The following is a 19122-nucleotide window of genomic DNA, read 5'->3' as shown; positions in this document are numbered from 1 at the left end:
CCTGATAAATTAGGAGCCCACCTCTATCGTGTCGCGCTGTCAGGAAACGGCATCAGGCCTCAAGTTGATCTGCTTTGATCAATGGAAAAAACACGCCGCTTGAGGTCACGCCAAACCAGCCGTCAACCTCGTGACCTTGCTCAACTAAGCGATAAAAAGTCTTGCGATCAATCCGCGCCTCAAGGTTTGACCGTACCATGACGTATGGCAACGGGGTCTCTCCATCTTTGTCCAGCGCCACACGAATGGGATGGTCCGCGTCCACCACCACGCTGTCGCCAACATGAGTTTCAAAGGTCAGGGTTTGCTTTGATCCGGTTCCAGAGACGGTCATGTCTGTCGCGACAAATGGCACATCCTCGACCGTGATCCCGACTTTCTCAACCGGTGTCACAAGGAAATAAGAATCGCCCTCTTTGCGCAGGATCGATGAAAACAGCCGAACCATTTCTGACCGATTGATCTTGCCGCCCTCATGTATCCAAGTCCCGTCGCGTTTGATCTGTATATCCAGATCGCCGCAATAGGGCGGGTTCCAAAGGTGCACAGGCGGCAGTTTCCGCCCCTTGGATTGCTCAACAGCGGCATTCAGTCCTTTGGGCGAGGATTTAACAACATTTTGTGTACTCATAGTTTTTGCCATTTCCGCTGCACGCGATACACTTCACCTAAATATAGACAAAGCAGGAGATTTGTCATGAGCGATCCCGACAACTTGCTGGGCGAAATCGAAGCGCTGGGTGAGAAGCTGAGTCAGGCCAAGGCCACAATCAATCAACGCTTTATCGGTCAGGAAAGGGTTGTGAACCTCACCTTGGCGGCCTTGCTTTGTGGTGGGCATGCGCTGCTGATCGGTCTGCCGGGGCTTGGAAAGACACGGTTGGTAGAGACTTTATCGACTGTCATGGGGCTGCATGGGAATCGGGTGCAGTTTACGCCGGACCTGATGCCAGCCGATATTTTGGGTTCCGAAATCCTTGAGAAAGCCAAGGGCGGCGTGAAGGAGTTCCGATTTGTGCCCGGACCCATTTTTTGCCAGCTTTTGATGGCGGATGAAATCAACCGTGCCAGCCCACGGACGCAATCGGCGCTGCTGCAGGCGATGCAGGAAAGAAAGGTCACTGTCGCAGGCGAAGATCGTCCGCTCGATGAGCCTTTCCATGTTCTGGCCACGCAGAACCCGATTGAACAAGAAGGCACCTATCCGCTGCCCGAAGCGCAGTTGGATCGGTTCTTGGTGCAGATCGATGTGCCTTATCCTGATCGCGACACCGAACGCGATATTCTGGTATCGACCACCGGCATCGAAGAAAGCACACTGTCGCAGGTCTTTACTGCCGACGAGTTGATCAAGGCCCAGGCGTTGCTGCGACGTATGCCGGTCGGCGAAAGCGTAATGGAACGGATTCTCGATATCGTGCGCGCTTTCCGCCCCGATGATGAGACCGCTTCTGAACAGGTCAGAGATGTTGTGGCATGGGGGCCCGGCCCCCGCGCGGCGCAGGCGTTTATGATGATGGCGCGGGCTTGGGCGCTGCTAGATGGGCGACTTGCGCCATCGGCTGATGATGTGGTTGACCTTGCTGGACCGGTTCTAAGCCACCGCATGGCATTGAATTTCGCCGCGCGGGCCAGAGGCGACAACCTTGAACAGCTGATTGAGACGATCGTTGCTTCCCCCGATGCGAATGAGGCCGCCGCATGAGCGCACACCCTCAGCTACGCCGCAGAGCAGAGGCCGCCGCGTCGCGGTTTCCGCCGTTGCTTGCGCGTGCTGAGACATTGGCCAATACCGTTTTGCTTGGCGAACACGGGCGGCAGCGCTCTGGCCTCGGGGATGACTTTTGGCAGTACCGGCCCGTGCAGGCGGGTGACAGCTATCGCATGATTGACTGGCGCAAATCGGCGAAAACCGGTGCCCAATATGTGCGTCAGAAAGAATGGCAGATCGCGCAGTCCATCACCCTTTGGGTCGATAATGCGGCGTCGATGTCTTACCACAGCCAGAAAGACATCGTTCCGAAATCGGACCGGGCGCAACTTCTGGCTTTGGCGGTGGCCATCCTGATGATCCGCGCCGGCGAGCGGGTTGGATTGGCAGGAACAACCTTGCCGCCACGGCGTGGCGATGGGCAGATTTGGCGTTTGTCGCAGGCGTTGCTCGAAACCGAGGAAACCCGCGACTACGGCGCACCGGAAGCGCGCGCAATGCTGCCGAATACCCGCGCCCTGTTCATCTCGGACTTTTTTGGGCACTTCGAAGACGTTGAACAAGCGCTTTATAAAGCAGCGGATCGTGGCGTGCGGGGTGTGATACTTCAGGTGCTTGATCCGGCGGAAGAAGCCTTCCCATTCTCGGGCCGCGCGATTTTCGAAAGCATGAAGGCGCAAATCTCACACGAAACGCGCAAGGCCAATGAACTACAAGAGGCCTATCTGCAGCGCCTGCAAGATCGCAAAGCTGCTTTGCAGAAACTCGCCCGGATTACCGGTTGGCAATACACCTGCCACTTGACCGATGCGCCTGTGCAATCCGCTTTGTTGTGGCTCTACAATGCCATGGAACGGGGACGCTGATGTTCGGGCTGCCGCTTGCCTTTGCCACACCTTGGTTGCTGACCGCATTGATTGGCCTGCCGGTCCTTTGGTGGTTGCTGCGCGCGGTCCCACCAGCGCCGATCCGTCGCCGTTTTCCGGGCGTGGTGCTGCTGCTTGGCTTGAAAGACGACGAAAGCGTCATGGATCGCACGCCTTGGTGGCTGTTGCTACTGCGTCTCGTGCTGGTAGCAAGCGTGATCATCGCCTTGGCAGGGCCATTGCTGAACCCGGCTGCACAGGCGCGATCGGACCGTCCGCTGCTTGTTCTGATGGACGGCGGTTGGGCTTCGGCGGCAACTTGGCGGCAACAGAGCGAGGTTTTGGAAGCCAGGTTGAAAGAGGCTGATCGCAACGGGCAAACCGCAGCGGTGCTGCAGATCACCGCCCCGGAACTTCTGGCATTCCAGCCGGCATCGGTCTGGGCAGAACGGATTGAAGAATTCGCGCCTCGGTCGTGGCGGCCCTCAGCTTTGCAGGTCGCGGCGTCACTCGATTTATTGGCGGACCAGTCGTTTGACACGCTTTGGGTGTCAGACGGGCTTGATTATGAAGGGCGTGCTGCACTGCTTGAGGCGCTCTCAAGCGCGGGATCGGTGCAGGTTCTGCAAGCCGCAGAGCCTGTCGTCGCCTTGACCGATATGCAACTTGAAGACGGTGCAATCACCGTTACGGCGCGCGCATCCGTGGACCTTCAAGCGGCGCTTGATCTGCAGGTCGTCGGGAAAGATCCGCAAGGGATCGAACGTGTTCTGTCACAAGGCAGATTGACCTTTGACGGCGAAAGCGATGCAAGCCTGAGTTTCAGCCTTCCTGCGGAACAGCGCGCGCGTGTGACGCGGGTTCAGATCGAAGGCGTCTCATCCGCTGGCGCAATGTATCTCACGGACGACAGCTTGAAACGGCGGGAGGTGGCACTGATCCAGTCCAACAGCGCCCGCGAAGGATTAGAGCTGCTGTCGCCGATGCACTACCTGAAACAGGCACTGATAGAGACCACAGATGTGATCGAAGGTGCCTTGCCTGAGGTCATTCCCGCCAATCCAGATGTGATTGTGCTTGCCGATGTGGCCACCATCGCGCCTGCTGAAAAGGCAGAGCTGTTGGAGTGGGTGAAGGGCGGCGGCCTGTTGCTGCGCTTCGCCGGACCGCAGATGGCCGGAAGCGACCTAAGCCGCCTTGAAGAAGACCCACTGATGCCGGTGCGCTTACGTGCCGGTGGCCGCTCTGTTGGCGGCGCGATGAGTTGGGGTGATCCCAAAACGCTTGCGCCGTTTGATCCCGACAGCCCATTTGCCGGATTGGTTATCCCTGATGACTTACGTGTGACAGCGCAGGTTGTGGCACAACCTGATCCGAACCTTGCAGACCGGGTGCTGGCAGAACTGAGCGACGGCACGCCGTTGGTCACACGTAAAGCAGTGGATCAGGGGCAGGTGGTGCTGTTTCATGTGACCGCCAATGCGGAATGGTCCGATGTGCCGCTGTCCGGGCTTTTTGTGCAGATGCTCGACCGGCTCGCGGTCCTGTCTTCGCGTGCAGAGGATGAGACTGCAGTGATGCAAGGGACAATCTGGCAGCCGATCCAGGTGATCACCGGGCAAGGTCGGCTGGTCGATGGGCGGGTGCTTTCCGGCGCCAGAGGACAAGATTTGATTTCGGCTGCCCTTGGCCCGGATCTGCAACCCGGCCTCTATCAGAATGGCAGCGAGCAATATGCCCGCAACGCGGCTGCCAAAGACGAAGACCTAACACCCTATCGCTGGCCCGCCAGCGTGCCTGTGGTTGGCTTTGAAAAGCCGTCGACGGTTGATCTGAAATGGATATTCCTTGTGGCGGCCCTTTGCCTTTTGGCCGTCGATACATTGGCGTCTCTGGTTCTGTCCGGTCGCCTGCGCGGCTTTGGCGTAACCGCTGTTATCGCGATGGCGCTTGCAATCCCGCAGCCCAGCGATGCGCAGACCGCCCAAACTGATGTCTCTCCGATCACTCTGACGGACGAAGTCGCCTTGGCCTATGTGCTGACTGGGGACGCCTCGATTGATGAGGTTTCTTACGCCGGGCTCTACGGGCTAAGCGACGTCTTGTACCTGCGGACCTCGGTCGAGCCCGTGAACCCCATTGGCGTTGATATTGAACGCGACGAACTGGCGTTTTTCCCGTTTCTCTATTGGCCAATGACGGCCAATCAAGCGATGCCTTCATCCGCGGCGATTAAAAAGTTGAACGACTATCTGCGCTCGGGCGGGATGATCTTGTTTGACACTCGCGACGCGGATGTTGCGCTGGGCGGGCGGTCTAGCCCGGCAGGGCGGCGGTTACAGGAGATTGCGAGCCGCCTGATTATTCCCGCGCTAGAGCCTGTGCCCTCGGACCATGTGCTGACACGGACCTTCTATCTGCTGCAGGACTTTCCGGGTCGCTACGCCAGCCGCGATATCTGGGTCGAAGCTGCGCCCCCGGACGCGGAACTGGTCGAAGGCATGCCATTTCGTAACCTGAATGACGGGGTGACCCCGGTTGTGATTGGCGGCAACAATTGGGCGGCGGCATGGGCGACGGACACCGTTGGTGTACATCTGTTTCCGGTTGGTCGGGGCGTCACCGGGGAACGGCAGCGAGAGCTGGCATACCGGTTTGGGGTGAACCTGATCATGCATGTCCTCACCGGCAACTATAAATCGGATCAGGTCCATGTGCCTGCCTTGCTAGATCGGTTGGGCCAATGACCAGTGCGATAGAATTTTCACCGCTGTTGGATTGGTCGATCCTGGTCGCGCTTGCACTTGTGATGCTTGCGGTCTGTGGGTTTGCACTTTGGCGCCGCCTGCCCGGTTGGTGGCTGCGTTCGATTGGCGCGGCTTTGATCATTGCGACATTGTCTGGCCCCGTTTTGCACCGTGAAGACCGTGCGCCGCTTTCCGACATCGTGTTGGTTCTTGAGGATAAAACAGCAAGTCAGGCCCTGTCTGATCGCGCCGACCGCACGGCTGACGCGACTGACCTGCTGGTCAACAGGCTCGAGAACCGACGCATGACCGAGGTGCGTCGCATTGCAGTCAACGATGCCGAAGACGACAGTGGCACCGCCCTTATGGCGGCGCTGAAAGACGCAATGTCTCGGGAGCCGCTGGGCCGGATTGCGGGTGTCATTGCTGTCTCGGATGGGCAGGTTCACGATATCGAGGCCACGCCAGACCTGCCTGCGCCGCTGCATCTTTTGCACACGGGGCGCGACAGTGATTGGGACCGGCGCTTGATCGTTGCCGATGCACCGGCTTTTGCCATTTTGGACGAACCCATCACCCTACGTCTGCGGGTCGAAGATGTCGGCGCTGCGCCATCGGCCGTCGACGCGCCGCTTGAGGTTGCCGTGGATGGCGGCCCTCCGCAAAGCTTCCGGGTTCCGATTGGCGTTGATATCGAGATTCCGCTGACGCTACAGCATGGTGGGCGGAATGTGTTGCAGTTCACGGTGCCAACGGCAGAGGGCGAGCTGACAGACCGCAACAATGCCTCTATCGTGCAAATCAACGGCGTCCGCGACCGGCTGCGCGTTTTGCTTGTGTCGGGCGAACCACACCCCGGCGGGCGAACATGGCGCAACCTTTTGAAGTCCGACAGTTCCGTCGATTTGGTGCATTTCACGATCCTGCGGCCACCTGCGAAACAAGACGGCGTGCCCGTGGATGAGTTGTCATTGATTGCCTTTCCAACCCGCGAATTGTTTCTGGAAAAGATCGACGACTTCGACCTGATCATCTTTGATCGCTACAAACGACGCGGCATCTTGCCCGCGCTCTATCTGCGCAATGTGGCGGATTATGTGCGCAATGGCGGCGCGGTTTTGCTGGCGGCAGGGCCTGACTTTGCTTCGGCAGATAGCCTATACCGTTCACCGCTTGCCGAAATTCTACCAGCGGGTCCAACAGCGCGCGTTGTGAACCAAGCCTATGTGCCGCAGGTAAGCGATGTGGGCGAGCGCCACCCTGTGACTGCAGGGTTGCCCGACATTGACCCTTGGGGCGAATGGCTGCGGCTGGTTGAGGTCGCGCCGGAGCGCGGCAATGTGGTTTTGACCGGGGCCGAAGACCGCCCGCTTTTGATGCTGGATCGGGTCGGGGAGGGGCGCGTGGCGCTATTGGCCTCTGATCAGGCGTGGCTCTGGGCGCGCGGTTATGATGGGGGTGGGCCGCAGCTTGAACTGCTGCGCCGCCTGGCGCATTGGATGATGGCGGAGCCGGACCTTGAAGAAGAAGCCCTTTGGGGCGAGGCCAACGGTCAAAAGATGCGGATTTTCAGGCGGTCCCTGTCTGTGGACGTCGGTTCGGTCGAAATTGAGACGCCGTCAGGTGATCAAGTCTCCTTGGACATGCGAGAGATCGAACCGGGCCTATTTGAAGCGCAATATGAGGGGCCAGAGATCGGTCTCTATCGCCTAAGCAATGGCGATCAGACTGCGGTGATTGGATTAGGCCCGGCCGCGCCGCGCGAATACACCGACGTCATGGCCACGGGCGCAGCCCTCGCGCCTGCAATTACGCCCCTACGCGGCGGCATTGTGGCGTTGACCGAAGGCGTCCCTGATATACGTTCTGTCCGCGCCGGACGCCCAGCCGCAGGGCGAGGTTGGATCGGCATCACACCGCGCGAGGCTTTTGAAACGCTTCGTGTCTCGCGCACGGCTTTGTTGCCCGCATGGGTCCTTTTGCTGGTCATTTCTGCCTTTGTCATCGGCGCTTGGCTGCGCGAAGGTCGCCAATAGCGTGATTGTCGCAACTATGCGGTTCAAACACGACGCAGAGCGCGGTAGAACACGGGCAAATCATCCACCGGAGCAACGCCATGACCACGCCAAAACCTGTTGTCCTTTGCATTCTTGACGGCTGGGGCCTGTCTGACACAACCGAAGGCAACGCGCCGGTTCTGGCCGAAACGCCAAATTTCGACGCGATGATGTCGGGTTGCCCAAACGCGACGCTGATCACGCACGGACCGGACGTTGGTTTGCCATCGGGGCAGATGGGGAATTCCGAGGTTGGACACACCAACATTGGTGCAGGTCGCGTTGTGGCGATGGATCTTGGTCAGATCGATCTGGCCATCGAAGACGGCTCGTTCTTTGACAACGCTGAAATCGTCGCCTTCGCAGAGACGATGATAGACACCGGAGGGACGGCACATCTGATGGGTGTGGTGTCGGATGGTGGCGTGCATGGTCACGTCAGCCACATCATTGCAGCGGTTAAAGCTGTGGCAGACCGGGGTGTTCCGGTTGTTGTGCACGCCATCTCTGATGGCCGCGATGTCGCGCCGAAATCCGCGTTGAAATACCTTGAAACGCTTGAGGCTGCATTGCCCGAAAATGCAAAGATTGGCACCCTCATTGGCCGCTACTGGGCCATGGATCGCGACAATCGCTGGGAGCGCGTATCTGAGGCCTATGATGCGATGATCTTTGCAAAAGGTCTCAAGGCAGACAGCGCCCAGAAAGCCGTCCAAGACGGATATGATCGGGGCGAAACAGATGAATTCATCAAAGCAACGGTCATTGGCGATTTTGCAGGGGTCAAAGAGAACGATGGCTATTTCTGCTTAAATTTCCGCGCTGACCGGGCGCGCGAAATTCTGGCTGCAATCGGTCAGCCGGGTTTTGATGCATTCGATATCGGCGCACGGCCCGCACTGACCATGTTGGGTATGGTCGATTACTCAGACGAACATGTGAAATTCATGACCTCGGCCTATCCGAAAAAAGCCATCGTGAACACGCTAGGTGAATGGGTCGCGAAACAAGGCAAAACGCAATTCCGCTTGGCGGAAACCGAGAAATACCCGCATGTGACTTTCTTCCTGAACGGTGGTGCCGAAACGCCATCTGAGGGCGAAGACCGATACATGCCAAAGTCGCCAAAAGTCGCGACTTATGATTTGCAGCCTGAAATGTCTTCTGCCGAGGTGACAGAGAAATTCGTGGCCGCGATTGAGCACGGCTATGACCTGATCGTCACCAACTACGCAAACCCCGATATGGTCGGCCATACCGGCGATTTGGAAGCGGCCAAAGCCGCCTGTGCCGCAGTGGATCAGGGGCTTGGCGCGGTGCGCGAAGCCTTGGAGAAGGTCGGTGGCGCGATGATTGTGACTGCCGACCATGGCAACTGCGAAGTGATGATCGATCCCGAAACCAAAGGTCCGCACACGGCGCACACCACGAACTTAGTGCCGGTTATTCTGGTCAACGGCCAGGAAGGCGCGTCGCTTTCCGCGGGTCGCCTTGCGGATTTGGCGCCGTCGTTGCTTGATCTGATGGGGCTGCCACAGCCCGAAGAAATGACAGGCGAGAGTCTGATCCAGCGATGAAAGGTCTCGCGGTTTTCGCAGCGCTGGCGCTCTGCGCCGTGTCAGCCTCGGCGGAAGTCGATGCTGCTGCAGAAGCACGCGCGGCGGCCCTGAAACTCGAAGAAGCATCGCTTTCCTTGGCCGAGGCAGAGACGTCGCGCAACCGTGTCAAAGCGCTGACGCAGACCGTTCAGGCCTACGAAGGTGGCTTAGCTGCGCTGCGCGAGGGTTTACGCCGCGCCTCCATTCGCGAAACCCAACTCACCCGACTTTTGCAATCCAAAGAAGCTGAAATCGCCCAATTGCTTGGTGTGTTGCAAGCTGTGGGTCGCGCTGAAAACCCGACGGTGTTGTTGCACCCGGATGGCCCTGAAGGCACCGTGCGTGCGGGGATGATCCTAGCGGATGTCACGCCCGCGATGGACGCCGAAGCCGCCAAGTTGCGCGATCTCTTGACCGAAGTGAAAGTGCTGCGCGAGTTGCAAGAAGGCGCGGCAGAGACATTGCAAGTTGGCCTTAGCGGCGCACAAGAAGCGCGGCGGGCACTTTCCGAAGCGATCTCAGAACGCACGGATTTGCCGCGACGCTTTACAGAAGATCCGGTTCAAACCGCATTGCTGATTGCGGCGACCGAAACATTGGAAGGCTTTGCCAGTGGCTTGATTGAAATGACCCCAGAGCCCGAAGGCATTTCGGCACTGCCAGATATCTCGCACCGCAAAGGTGCACTGCCACTTCCGGTGCAGGCTGAAATATTGCTGCGCCCCGGAGAAGCCGATGCCGCTGGGCTGGTCCGGGCCGGTTTGGTTTTGGCGACGCGCCCCAACGCATTGGTGACGGCCCCCGCAGCGGCAACGATTCGCTATCGCGGTCCATTGCTGGATTTTGGCAATGTGATCGTCCTAGAACCGCAGCCACAGCTGCTTTTTGTCTTTGCTGGGCTTGAAACTGTGTTCGGAGACGTGGGACAGGTGGTCGCGAGCGGTGCGCCGGTCGGGTTGATGGGCGGAAATGATCCAAAGATTGATGCCATTCTTTCACAGTCCAGTGAAGGCACTGGTCAGGACCGCACGGAAACGCTCTATATAGAGGTGAGACAGGGCAAGACTCCGGTTAACCCCGAGGATTGGTTCCAAACCGATAAGGATGGATGAAGATGAAAAGATTCGTCGTGGCTGCACTTGGCGGCACACTGGCCGGAATTCTGGCGACAACCCAAATTGCGGGGCCGCTGATCGCCCAGGAAAATGAGCGGCAGGCCAGCGTCTATGAGCAGCTTGATCTCTTTGGCGACATCTTTGAGCGCATTCGCGCGCAGTATGTCGAAGAAGTGGATGAGGGCGAATTGATCGAAGCGGCGATCAACGGGATGTTGACCTCGCTTGATCCGCACTCGGGCTATCTTGCCCCAGATGATGCCGCTCAAATGCGCTTGCAAACACGCGGCGAATTTGGCGGGCTGGGCATCGAGGTCACGCAAGAAGAAGGCTTTGTCAAAGTCGTGTCGCCAATTGATGGCACGCCGGCATCTGAGGCCGGGATCGAAGCAGGCGATTTCATCACGCATGTGGATGGCGAGAGCGTCCTTGGCTTTACCTTGGATGAAGCCGTCGAACTGATGCGCGGCCCGGTCGGATCAGAGATCATCGTGACCATTGCGCGCGAGGGTGAGCCAGAGCCGTTTGATGTTTCGATCATTCGCGACACCATCAAGCTGACGGCGGTGCGATCTCGCACCGAAGGCAATACCTTGGTGATGCGGGTCACAACGTTTAACGACCAAACCTTCCCCAACCTGAAGGATGGCATCGCTGAAGAAATCGAAGCCGCAGGCGGCCTCGAGAACCTCAATGGCCTTGTCTTGGACCTGCGCAACAACCCCGGTGGTCTCTTGAGCCAAGCGATCCGCGTGTCTGATGCCTTCCTTGAAAAAGGCGAAATCGTATCGACCCGTGGTCGCGACCCGGCAGATGGCGAGCGTTTCAACGCAACACCCGGCGATCTGATCGACGGCAAACCGATTGTTGTTCTGATCAATGGCGGCTCTGCTTCGGCGTCTGAAATTGTCGCCGGCGCTTTGAAAGATCACCGCCGCGCCATTGTTGTCGGTACCAAGAGCTTTGGGAAAGGCTCTGTTCAAACCGTGATGCCGTTGCGCGGCGAAGGGGCGATGCGCCTGACCACAGCGCGTTATTACACGCCGTCTGGACGCTCTATTCAGGCGCTGGGGGTTTCTCCTGACATCGTGGTCCAGCAACCGCGCCGCCGGACAGACGAAGAGGACGAAGAAACCCGCCGCAATCGCACAGAGGCCGATTTGCGCGGCAGTCTGAACAACGACAGCCTGTCAGAGGATGAAATCCGTCAGATCGAAGAAGACAACGCCGTCGCCGAAGCCGCAGCGCAGTTGCGCGAAGACGATTATCAACTGGCCTACGCGATTGATATTCTCAAAGGTCTGTCAGCGCTGGGTCCGCAGGAATAATTCACAAGGCGGATACCAAGAATTCTTAACAGCGGGCGCCATTCGGCGCCCGTTTTGCTTGCTCTCACGTCATGGCTTCGCTTTAACAGGCGCGAAAGCCGGAGGTTCGCATGACGCCAGAAGAAATCGCCCGATTGCCCTATCGCAAAAACGTCGGTGTCATGCTGATGAACGCGGAGGGAGAGATTTTTGTCGGCCAACGCCTTGATAGCGAAGTGCCCGCTTGGCAAATGCCTCAGGGCGGGATCGACAAGGGTGAGGACGCGAAAACTGCTGCCCTACGGGAGCTAGAAGAAGAAACCGGCGTTTCACCTGAACTGGTTACCTTGGTTGCCGAAACCGATGGCTGGATCGCCTATGATCTGCCGCATGACATCGTGCCGCGTATCTGGAAAGGCCGCTATAAGGGCCAAGAACAAAAATGGTTTCTTTTCCGGTTTCACGGGACCGACAATCAGATCAACATCGAAGTCGACCATCAAGAATTCTCCGAATGGCGTTGGCTGCCGGTGTCCGAATTGGTCGCAAATATCGTCCCGTTCAAACGCGCGGTTTACGAGCAGGTCGTGGCGGAGTTCGCGCCACATCTGTGATCAAACGATCCTCTGATCCAACGCGCGCCATTCCCTGTACGAATAACGATATCCAAGGCGGCGGCACAAAAAATTTAGTATGTTATGGTTCTTCGTCACATATCGCCACGCGATGCTGTCTAGCTCGATATAGGCTCAGGCGATGGATATGCTTCAAATCTTCGAACAGGTGCGGGACTGCGGCTGGAAGATGGTTATCGATAACCCTCACGGCAGTCGCCTTTTGCAAAACTAGGGTTTGAACTGGATTGCGCCGCCTCCTATCTGGAGGCGGTGAATCCGATGGACAGGGTTTGCGTGACCCTGTAATCAAATCCGACCATGGCCAAGAAAGACAAATCCGACCCGAATTACAAAGTGATCGCCGAAAATCGGCGCGCACGGTTTGACTATGCCATCGAAGATGACATTGAATGCGGGATCGTGTTGACCGGCTCCGAGGTGAAATCTCTGCGCGAGAACTCGGCGAATGTGGCGGAAAGCTATGCCGAGGTCAAAGATGGTGAACTGTGGCTGGTGAACAGCTATATCGCGCCCTATGAGCGCGCCATGTTCAGCCATATGGAGCGCCGCCGCCGCAAGTTGCTTGTTAGCCGCCGCGAATTGTCCCGCCTTTGGAATGACACTCAGCGCAAAGGCATGACCATTGTCCCGCTTGTTATGTATTTCAACCACAAGGGGTTGGTTAAGCTGAAGGTTGGGATCGCAAAAGGTAAGAAAAATCACGACAAACGTGCAACCGAAGCGAAACGGGACTGGAGCCGGCAAAAGCAAAGATTGTTGCGGCACGGCGACTAGGAAAAAATAAAACCCCATGCTGTTTTCACAGCATGGGGGCACTCATAACTCCCTGGCACTCGTATTCCGAATCCTCTTAGAGAGGAATCATATAGCCGATTTTTACCATAAAGCAAAAAATGAGAATGTTGTGTTCACAATTTCTTCAACAGCCGAATTAAGTTCTTTCTAGTCTCTTTTCGGTGCTTCGGATATCCTGAATTTACAAAATCTGAAACACGGAATTTCCGATGCATGGATATTTGAGGCATTTAGCAAATTTTGCCTATGTGATCGAAGCAGGATCAATTTCGGGTGCGGCGTCCAAGCTTGAGGTCAGCGCCTCTTCGATCAGTGACTCTGTTCGCATCCTTGAAACCCACATTGGTGAACCTCTGGTTGAACGGATTCGCGGCGGCGTGCGACCGACCAGCCGCGGGACCGAGATGTACTCGGAGGCGACGCAGATTGTCGGTGCGCTGGAAAGAGCGCTGCATGTTGAAGCCACAGACCGAGTTGAAGGGCTTTTGACAATTTCGCTGCCACAGGAAGTCTCTGACAATGGGTTTCACGAGGTCATAACCTTGCTGGCAGAGCGTCACCCAAATCTGCGTCTAAGCGTTCTGATCGAGGATGCATTGACTGATCCGAGCCGCCACGCGCGGGATTTGTTTCTGCGTGTGGGCCTTGGCGCACCGGTGCAGGGGTTGACCCAACTCTGGAGTCGCCTCATGCGCATTGTGATCGTTGGGCATCCCGATTTGATCGGCGACATCGACCCGCTCGACAAAGAGCGCATTACGCAATTGCCTTACTTGTGCAATCTACGCACCGAGTCTGGTATCGACATCCCGCTGGCCAATCCGGATGAATTGGTGACCTTCAAGAAAACGCTGCAAGCTAGCTCACATCAGACACGCCTTGCATGGGCGCGCGAGGGCGTTGGTCTGGTGGCCTGTCTGAGCACCAGTGTTGAGAAGGACCTGAAAGAGGGTCGTTTGATTGAGGTCTTCCCGGATCGACACATCAGAAAGGGAATGATGTTTCTGCTGACCGACAGCAAAAAATCGACACCACGGGAGACGGCAGTGGTTCAGGCTCTGATCGACGTCTTCGGAGGAGAGCCCGGTGAAACGCGCCAATAGGCGCATTTCGCCCGGTTATTTGCCGCCTATCCTCGAGTTTTCGACGTGATCGTAAGAATCTTGCGCGGGCGAGCCTTGCCTCTGGGCAGAGGCAGTTGTAGGCAATATCTGAATTCCGAAATTGAGGCCGAACATGCCGCAGAATGATCCCAGAACCCTGGTTTCGACCGATTGGCTTGCCGCACGTCTGAAAGATCCTGACCTTCGCATTCTTGATGCGACGTGGTTCTTGCCCAATGAAGGCCGCGATCCAAAGGCTGAGTTTGCCGAAGCCCATATTCCTGGGGCGCGGTTTTTCGACATTGATGAAATCTCTGACCTGCGATCGGATTTGCCCCATATGGTGCCTCCGATTGAGAAATTCCTGTCGCGTGTGCGGGCAATGGGTGTCGGCGATGGCCACCAGATTGTGGTCTATGACGCCAAGGGATTGTTTTCGGCAGCGCGCGTGTGGTGGCTTTTCAAACTGATGGGCCATAAGGACGTCGCAGTCTTGGATGGCGGGCTGCCCAAATGGCGCGCAGAAAACCGTCCAGTGACGACAGAACCAGCCCTGATCCGTGACCGCCATATGTATGCGTCGTTTCAGCACGATATGGTGAAGGACGTGACGCAGGTGTCCCACGCGTCAAAACTGCAGGATAAAGTTATCATTGACGCACGTGCCGCAGAACGCTTTCGCGGCGAGGCCGCAGAGCCACGTGAGGGCATGCGGTCAGGCCATATCCCAAATTCGCGCAACGTGCCTTATTCGACACTCTTGAACGCCGACCAGACGATGAAATCGCCTGAGGAAACCCGCGCGATATTTGAGGCCGCAGGCGTTGATCTTTCCAAACCTGCGATCACGACCTGCGGGTCGGGTGTCACCGCTGCAATTCTTGTTTTGGCCATGGAGCGGTTGGGCAAAACCGACCATGCGCTTTATGATGGATCATGGACCGAATGGGGTGCCTTCCCAACCGTCCCAATTGCCACTGGAGAAGCCTAACTATGCTCGGCAACCTAAAGTCTCAGCCTGCAGACAAAATCCTCGCCCTGATGACAAAATTCAAAGAGGACCCACGCATCCAGAAAGTTGACCTGGGCGTTGGTGTCTACAAGAACGCCGAAGGTGTGACCCCGGTCATGCGTGCGGTGAAAGCGGCAGAACGCCGTCTGGTCGAAGAGCAAACCAGCAAAAGCTACGTTGGGCTGCCCGGCGATCCCGCCTTTGCAGATGCGATGATCGATCTGGTGCTTGGCGATTCCGTTCAGCGTGATCGCATCGCCGCTATCGCGACTCCGGGTGGGACCGGCGCGGTGCGTCAAGCGTTTGAGCTGGTGAAAATGGCAAACCCAGACGCACGCGTTTTCGTGTCTAACCCGACCTGGCCGAACCACGTTTCTATCCTGAAGTTCCTAGGAATTCCTACAATCGAGTATCGCTATTTCGACACTGAATCGCGCGCGGTAGATTTCGAGGGGATGCTGGAAGACCTCGCCGATGCCAAAGCGGGCGATGTGGTATTGCTCCACGGCTGCTGTCACAACCCAACGGGTGCCAACCTGAACATAACGCAGTGGCAGTCCGTCATTGACCTGATCAATGAAAAGGGTCTGATCGCGATGGTCGACATTGCGTATCAGGGCTTTGGCAATGGGTTGGACGAAGACGCAGAGGCGACGCGTCTTGTGGCATCTTCGGTCAAAGAAGTTCTGATCGCGGCCAGCTGCTCTAAGAATTTTGGCGTTTACCGCGAACGGACCGGCTTGCTTATGGCGATCTCTGATGATGCCGAGCTGACACCAATCGTTCAGCAGAACCTGAACTACCTGAACCGTCAGAACTATTCCTTCCCGCCAGACCATGGCGCGCGTGTGGTGACAATGATCCTCACCGATCCAGAACTGCGCGCGGACTGGGCGGCGGAACTGGAAGAAATCCGTCTGGGCATGTTGGAGCTGCGTCAACAACTGGCCGACGAGTTGCAGAAGCTATCTGGCTCTGACCGTTTTGGCTTCATCGCCGAACACCGCGGCATGTTCAGCCAAATTGGCACGACGCCCGATAAGGTCGAACAACTGCGCGCCGACAACGGTATCTACATGGTTGGCGACAGCCGCATGAATATCGCAGGTCTGAACAAAGACACGGTGCCTTTGCTGGCCAAGGCGATTGTCGACGCGGGCATCTAAGCCGATTTGAGATTTTGATTTGGAGGCGCTCCGAAAGGGGCGCCTTCTGCGTTTCTGGTGTATGGGTTGGAAAATCGAAACCCGTGAGGTCCCGTGGCACAATCACTCGCACATATTGCACTCGTTGTTCGCGACTATGACGAAGCAATACGCTTTTATGTCGGAACGCTCGGATTTGAATTGGTCGCAGACGAATTTCAGCCAGAACAGAACAAAAGGTGGGTTGTGGTGCGGCCCAATGGCGGCGGATGTTCGATTGTTCTCGGCAAGGCCACAGATGCTCATCAGGCCAAATACATCGGTGACCAATCCGGTGGGCGCGTCATGCTCTTTTTACAAACGGATGATTTCTGGCGTGACTATGAGGCCTATCGCGCACACGGGGTTGAGTTTGTCCGCGCTCCGCAGAAAGAGCCCTATGGCACCGTGGCGGTGTTCAAAGACTTTTATGGGAACCTTTGGGATTTGGTTCAGTTATCAGAAGATCGCGCCTGAGCACTAGGCTTTCGGCAACCGCGTAAACACCAAGTTCTCTGCCGCGTTATCGGGCAGGGCGCGCGATTTCCCGTTTTCATCAATGGCCACAAAAATGAACTTCGCCTTGATAACATTCTCGGCGTGCTCCTGATCCCTTGGGCGGCTCCAGGCTTGGATATTCATCGTGATCGATGATCGCCCTAGTTTCACGAGTTTGGCATAGATTGTGACCTCGTCCCCGACATGCACGGGGCGCACGAACTGAATGCCTTCGATTGCAACGGTCGCACAGCGTCCGCGCGCGATCTGGCCGGCCATGTTGCCCGCGGCCAAATCCATTTGCGCCAGAAGCCAGCCACCAAAGATATCGCCTGAAGGGTTCGTGTCCGAGGGCATGGCGATGGTGCGGATGACCAGAGAGCCGCGCTCTTTCAATTGCTCGGCAAGTTTCTGAACTTGAAAACTGGCTGTGTCCATCTGGTGCTCCGTTCGCGTCTATGTCACCGAATTCCTGTGGTGGGCCAAACATCCGACAAAAGCAACGAAAAAGCCCGAGGCAGTGTGCCCCGGGCTTTCTCAATTCGATGTCCGAAGACCTTAGCCTTTGGAGAACTCTGGGTATGCTTCCATGCCCAGCTCTGCCATGTCCAGACCGTTGATCTCGTCTTCTTCGGTGACACGGATGCCCATGGTCACTTTCAAGATGAACCAGACCAGACCGGATGCCACGACAGTGAAGATGCCGACCACTACGATGGAGTACAGCTGCGTGCCCAAAGACGCGTCAGAGTTGGTCAGGACAACCGCGATGGTGCCCCAGATACCTGCGATCAGGTGAACAGGGATCGCACCGACAACGTCGTCGATTTTCAGCTTGTCGAGGAACGGAACCGCGAAGACCACGATTACACCGCCAACTGCACCGATCAGGGTTGCAGAACCCAGAGTTGGTGTCAGAGGCTCAGCCGTGATGGATACGAGACCCGCCAGAGCGCCGTTGAGAACCATGGTAAGGTCAGGCTTTTTGTAGAGGATCTGCGTCAGCAGCAGCGCCGCGATTGCACCACCAGCAGCCGCTGTGTTGGTGTTTGCGAAGATGCGGGAAACGTCTGCAACGTCGCCAACTGTGCCCATCGCCAGCTGAGAGCCGCCGTTGAAGCCGAACCAACCCAGCCACAGGATGAAAGTACCCAGTGTCGCCAGTGTCAGGTTAGAGCCTGGCATAGGAACGGTTTTGCCATCTTTGTACTTGCCGATACGTGGGCCAAGGATGATCGCGCCAGTCAGCGCTGCCCAGCCACCTACAGAGTGCACAACTGTGGAACCTGCGAAGTCCAGGAAGCCTGCTTCGTCAAGGAAACCGCCGCCCCACTTCCAAGACGCCTGCAGTGGGTAGATGATAGCTGTCAGAACGATGGTGAAGATCAGGAATGGCCACAGTTTGATGCGCTCTGCCAGGGTACCAGACACGATAGACGCGGTGGTTGCACAGAACATCAGCTGGAAGAAGAAGTCAGAACCTGTGGACGCATAACCGTAGTCGTCTGCGGCATCACGTGTGACACCAACGGCTTCCAGAACGCCAGGGCCCCAGACGCCGGAAAGAACGCCGTCAACAGACCATGTGCCCAGCGGGTACATCAGGTTGTAACCGATCAGGTAGTAAAAGATCGCCGCCAGCGAAAAGAGCGCGATGTTCTTTGTCAGCTGCATGGTCACGTTTTTGCCGCGTACCAGGCCCGCTTCGAGCATCGCAAAACCAGCTGCCATCCAGAAAACGAGGAAGCCGCCGACCAGGAAGAGCAGGGAGTTCAAGATAAAGATAGAGTCAGACGATGCGTCTATGCCAGCAACCGCGTCTTGGGCAAAACCAAGCGTTGGAAGGGCGGTCAGCGCAGCGGCCAGACCAAATTTAGTAGCGAGTTTCATTGGATAGTGTCCCTTTCCCATGCGCGCCTTACAGCGCGTCCTCGTTGGTTTCACCTGTCCGCACGCGCACGGCCTGTGCCACGTCCAGAACAAAGATTTTGCCGTCGCCGATTTTGCCAGTGCGCGCGGTGGTCGAAATTGTTTCGACGACCTGCTCAACCATGGAGGCGGCCACGACCAACTCCAGTTTGACTTTCGGAACGAAGTTCACGGTGTATTCCGCACCACGATAAATTTCTGTGTGGCCGGACTGGGCACCAAAGCCCTTAATCTCGGTCACCATAAGGCCGCGCACGCCGATGTCGGTCAGCGCCTCGCGGACCTCCTCCAGCTTGAACGGCTTGATTGTCGCAATAATCAGTTTCACCCGGTTCCCCTTTTCTGATGCTGACAGCCCAATGGGCCATCACGTCGATGCAGCGGCAGAAAACCGCCAGATGCGTCGATTTCGAAGTGAAATGCGGGTTTTTTGTGCTTTCAGGGGGTGCAGAACGCACAATTTTTGCACAAATCCAGACAAAAGATTAAAAAATAGGCAGAAATAGAAGGGATTTTCTGGGTTTGTGCGGCTCTACATTTCCCAATCCATTCGCTAGACTGC

Annotated in this window: 17 protein-coding genes; 13 read left to right on the top strand and 4 right to left on the bottom strand. The window is 57.0% G+C overall.

Features of this window, described 5'->3' with window-relative positions; all coding sequences use genetic code 11:
• Positions 1-52 precede the first annotated feature (52 nt).
• Positions 53-631 carry a DUF1285 domain-containing protein gene (locus tag BUA39_RS07165; RefSeq protein ID WP_072792295.1) on the bottom strand — a complete coding sequence of 193 codons (579 nt, stop codon included), beginning with the start codon at positions 629-631 and terminating at the stop codon, positions 53-55.
• A 66-nt stretch (positions 632-697) separates the two neighbouring features.
• Here BUA39_RS07165 and BUA39_RS07160 point away from each other — a divergent pair, with 66 nt between their 5' ends.
• The 13 genes from BUA39_RS07160 (at position 698) to BUA39_RS07100 (ending at position 16610) form a co-directional block, all read left to right on the top strand.
• Positions 698-1705 (top strand): AAA family ATPase, encoded by a 1008-nt coding sequence (locus BUA39_RS07160; protein ID WP_072792293.1) that lies wholly within the window; start codon positions 698-700, stop codon positions 1703-1705.
• Positions 1702-2577 (top strand): DUF58 domain-containing protein, encoded by an 876-nt coding sequence (locus tag BUA39_RS07155; RefSeq protein WP_072792292.1) that lies wholly within the window; start codon positions 1702-1704, stop codon positions 2575-2577. Before BUA39_RS07160 ends, BUA39_RS07155 begins: the two co-directional genes overlap by 4 nt.
• On the top strand, positions 2577-5324 hold the full coding sequence (locus BUA39_RS07150) for a DUF4159 domain-containing protein (protein ID WP_072792290.1): 2748 nt from the start codon (positions 2577-2579) through the stop codon (positions 5322-5324). Before BUA39_RS07155 ends, BUA39_RS07150 begins: the two co-directional genes overlap by 1 nt.
• Positions 5321-7360, top strand: coding sequence for a hypothetical protein (locus tag BUA39_RS07145; protein ID WP_072792289.1), 2040 nt, complete (start codon positions 5321-5323; stop codon positions 7358-7360). Before BUA39_RS07150 ends, BUA39_RS07145 begins: the two co-directional genes overlap by 4 nt.
• An 80-nt stretch (positions 7361-7440) precedes the next feature.
• Positions 7441-8958, top strand: coding sequence for a 2,3-bisphosphoglycerate-independent phosphoglycerate mutase (gene gpmI / locus BUA39_RS07140; RefSeq protein WP_072792287.1), 1518 nt, complete (start codon positions 7441-7443; stop codon positions 8956-8958).
• Positions 8955-10091 (top strand): murein hydrolase activator EnvC family protein, encoded by a 1137-nt coding sequence (locus BUA39_RS07135; RefSeq protein ID WP_072792286.1) that lies wholly within the window; start codon positions 8955-8957, stop codon positions 10089-10091. Before gpmI ends, BUA39_RS07135 begins: the two co-directional genes overlap by 4 nt.
• A 2-nt stretch (positions 10092-10093) precedes the next feature.
• On the top strand, positions 10094-11422 hold the full coding sequence (locus BUA39_RS07130; RefSeq protein WP_072792722.1) for a S41 family peptidase: 1329 nt from the start codon (positions 10094-10096) through the stop codon (positions 11420-11422).
• Between the two features lie 110 nt (positions 11423-11532).
• Positions 11533-12015, top strand: a complete 483-nt coding sequence (locus BUA39_RS07125) for an RNA pyrophosphohydrolase (RefSeq protein ID WP_072792284.1) — start codon at positions 11533-11535, stop codon at positions 12013-12015.
• A 321-nt stretch (positions 12016-12336) separates the two neighbouring features.
• Positions 12337-12813 (top strand): SsrA-binding protein SmpB, encoded by a 477-nt coding sequence (gene smpB / locus BUA39_RS07120; RefSeq protein ID WP_072792283.1) that lies wholly within the window; start codon positions 12337-12339, stop codon positions 12811-12813.
• A 230-nt stretch (positions 12814-13043) separates the two neighbouring features.
• On the top strand, positions 13044-13937 hold the full coding sequence (locus BUA39_RS07115; RefSeq protein WP_072792281.1) for a LysR family transcriptional regulator: 894 nt from the start codon (positions 13044-13046) through the stop codon (positions 13935-13937).
• A gap of 133 nt (positions 13938-14070) precedes the next feature.
• Positions 14071-14928, top strand: a complete 858-nt coding sequence (sseA, locus tag BUA39_RS07110) for a 3-mercaptopyruvate sulfurtransferase (RefSeq protein ID WP_072792280.1) — start codon at positions 14071-14073, stop codon at positions 14926-14928.
• A 2-nt stretch (positions 14929-14930) separates the two neighbouring features.
• Entirely contained in the window at positions 14931-16115 is a 1185-nt protein-coding gene (locus BUA39_RS07105) for an amino acid aminotransferase (protein ID WP_072792278.1), read from the top strand.
• A 93-nt stretch (positions 16116-16208) separates the two neighbouring features.
• Positions 16209-16610, top strand: a complete 402-nt coding sequence (locus BUA39_RS07100; protein WP_072792276.1) for a VOC family protein — start codon at positions 16209-16211, stop codon at positions 16608-16610.
• A 3-nt stretch (positions 16611-16613) separates the two neighbouring features.
• Here BUA39_RS07100 and BUA39_RS07095 read toward each other — a convergent pair whose 3' ends face one another.
• The 3 genes from BUA39_RS07095 to BUA39_RS07085 all read right to left on the bottom strand — a co-directional run bounded on the left by BUA39_RS07095 (position 16614) and on the right by BUA39_RS07085 (position 18888).
• The gene (locus tag BUA39_RS07095; RefSeq protein ID WP_072792274.1) at positions 16614-17069 is read right to left on the bottom strand and encodes an acyl-CoA thioesterase; all 456 of its coding nucleotides are present in this window, start codon (positions 17067-17069) and stop codon (positions 16614-16616) included.
• A gap of 120 nt (positions 17070-17189) precedes the next feature.
• On the bottom strand, positions 17190-18521 hold the full coding sequence (locus BUA39_RS07090; protein WP_072792273.1) for an ammonium transporter: 1332 nt from the start codon (positions 18519-18521) through the stop codon (positions 17190-17192).
• 28 nt (positions 18522-18549) lie between these two features.
• Positions 18550-18888 (bottom strand): P-II family nitrogen regulator, encoded by a 339-nt coding sequence (locus BUA39_RS07085; protein ID WP_072792271.1) that lies wholly within the window; start codon positions 18886-18888, stop codon positions 18550-18552.
• Positions 18889-19122 lie beyond the last annotated feature (234 nt).

Source organism: Cognatishimia maritima (genome assembly GCF_900129685.1).
In the GTDB taxonomy this organism is placed as follows: domain Bacteria; phylum Pseudomonadota; class Alphaproteobacteria; order Rhodobacterales; family Rhodobacteraceae; genus Cognatishimia; species Cognatishimia maritima.
This window is presented reverse-complemented; position numbering and strand designations above follow the sequence as displayed.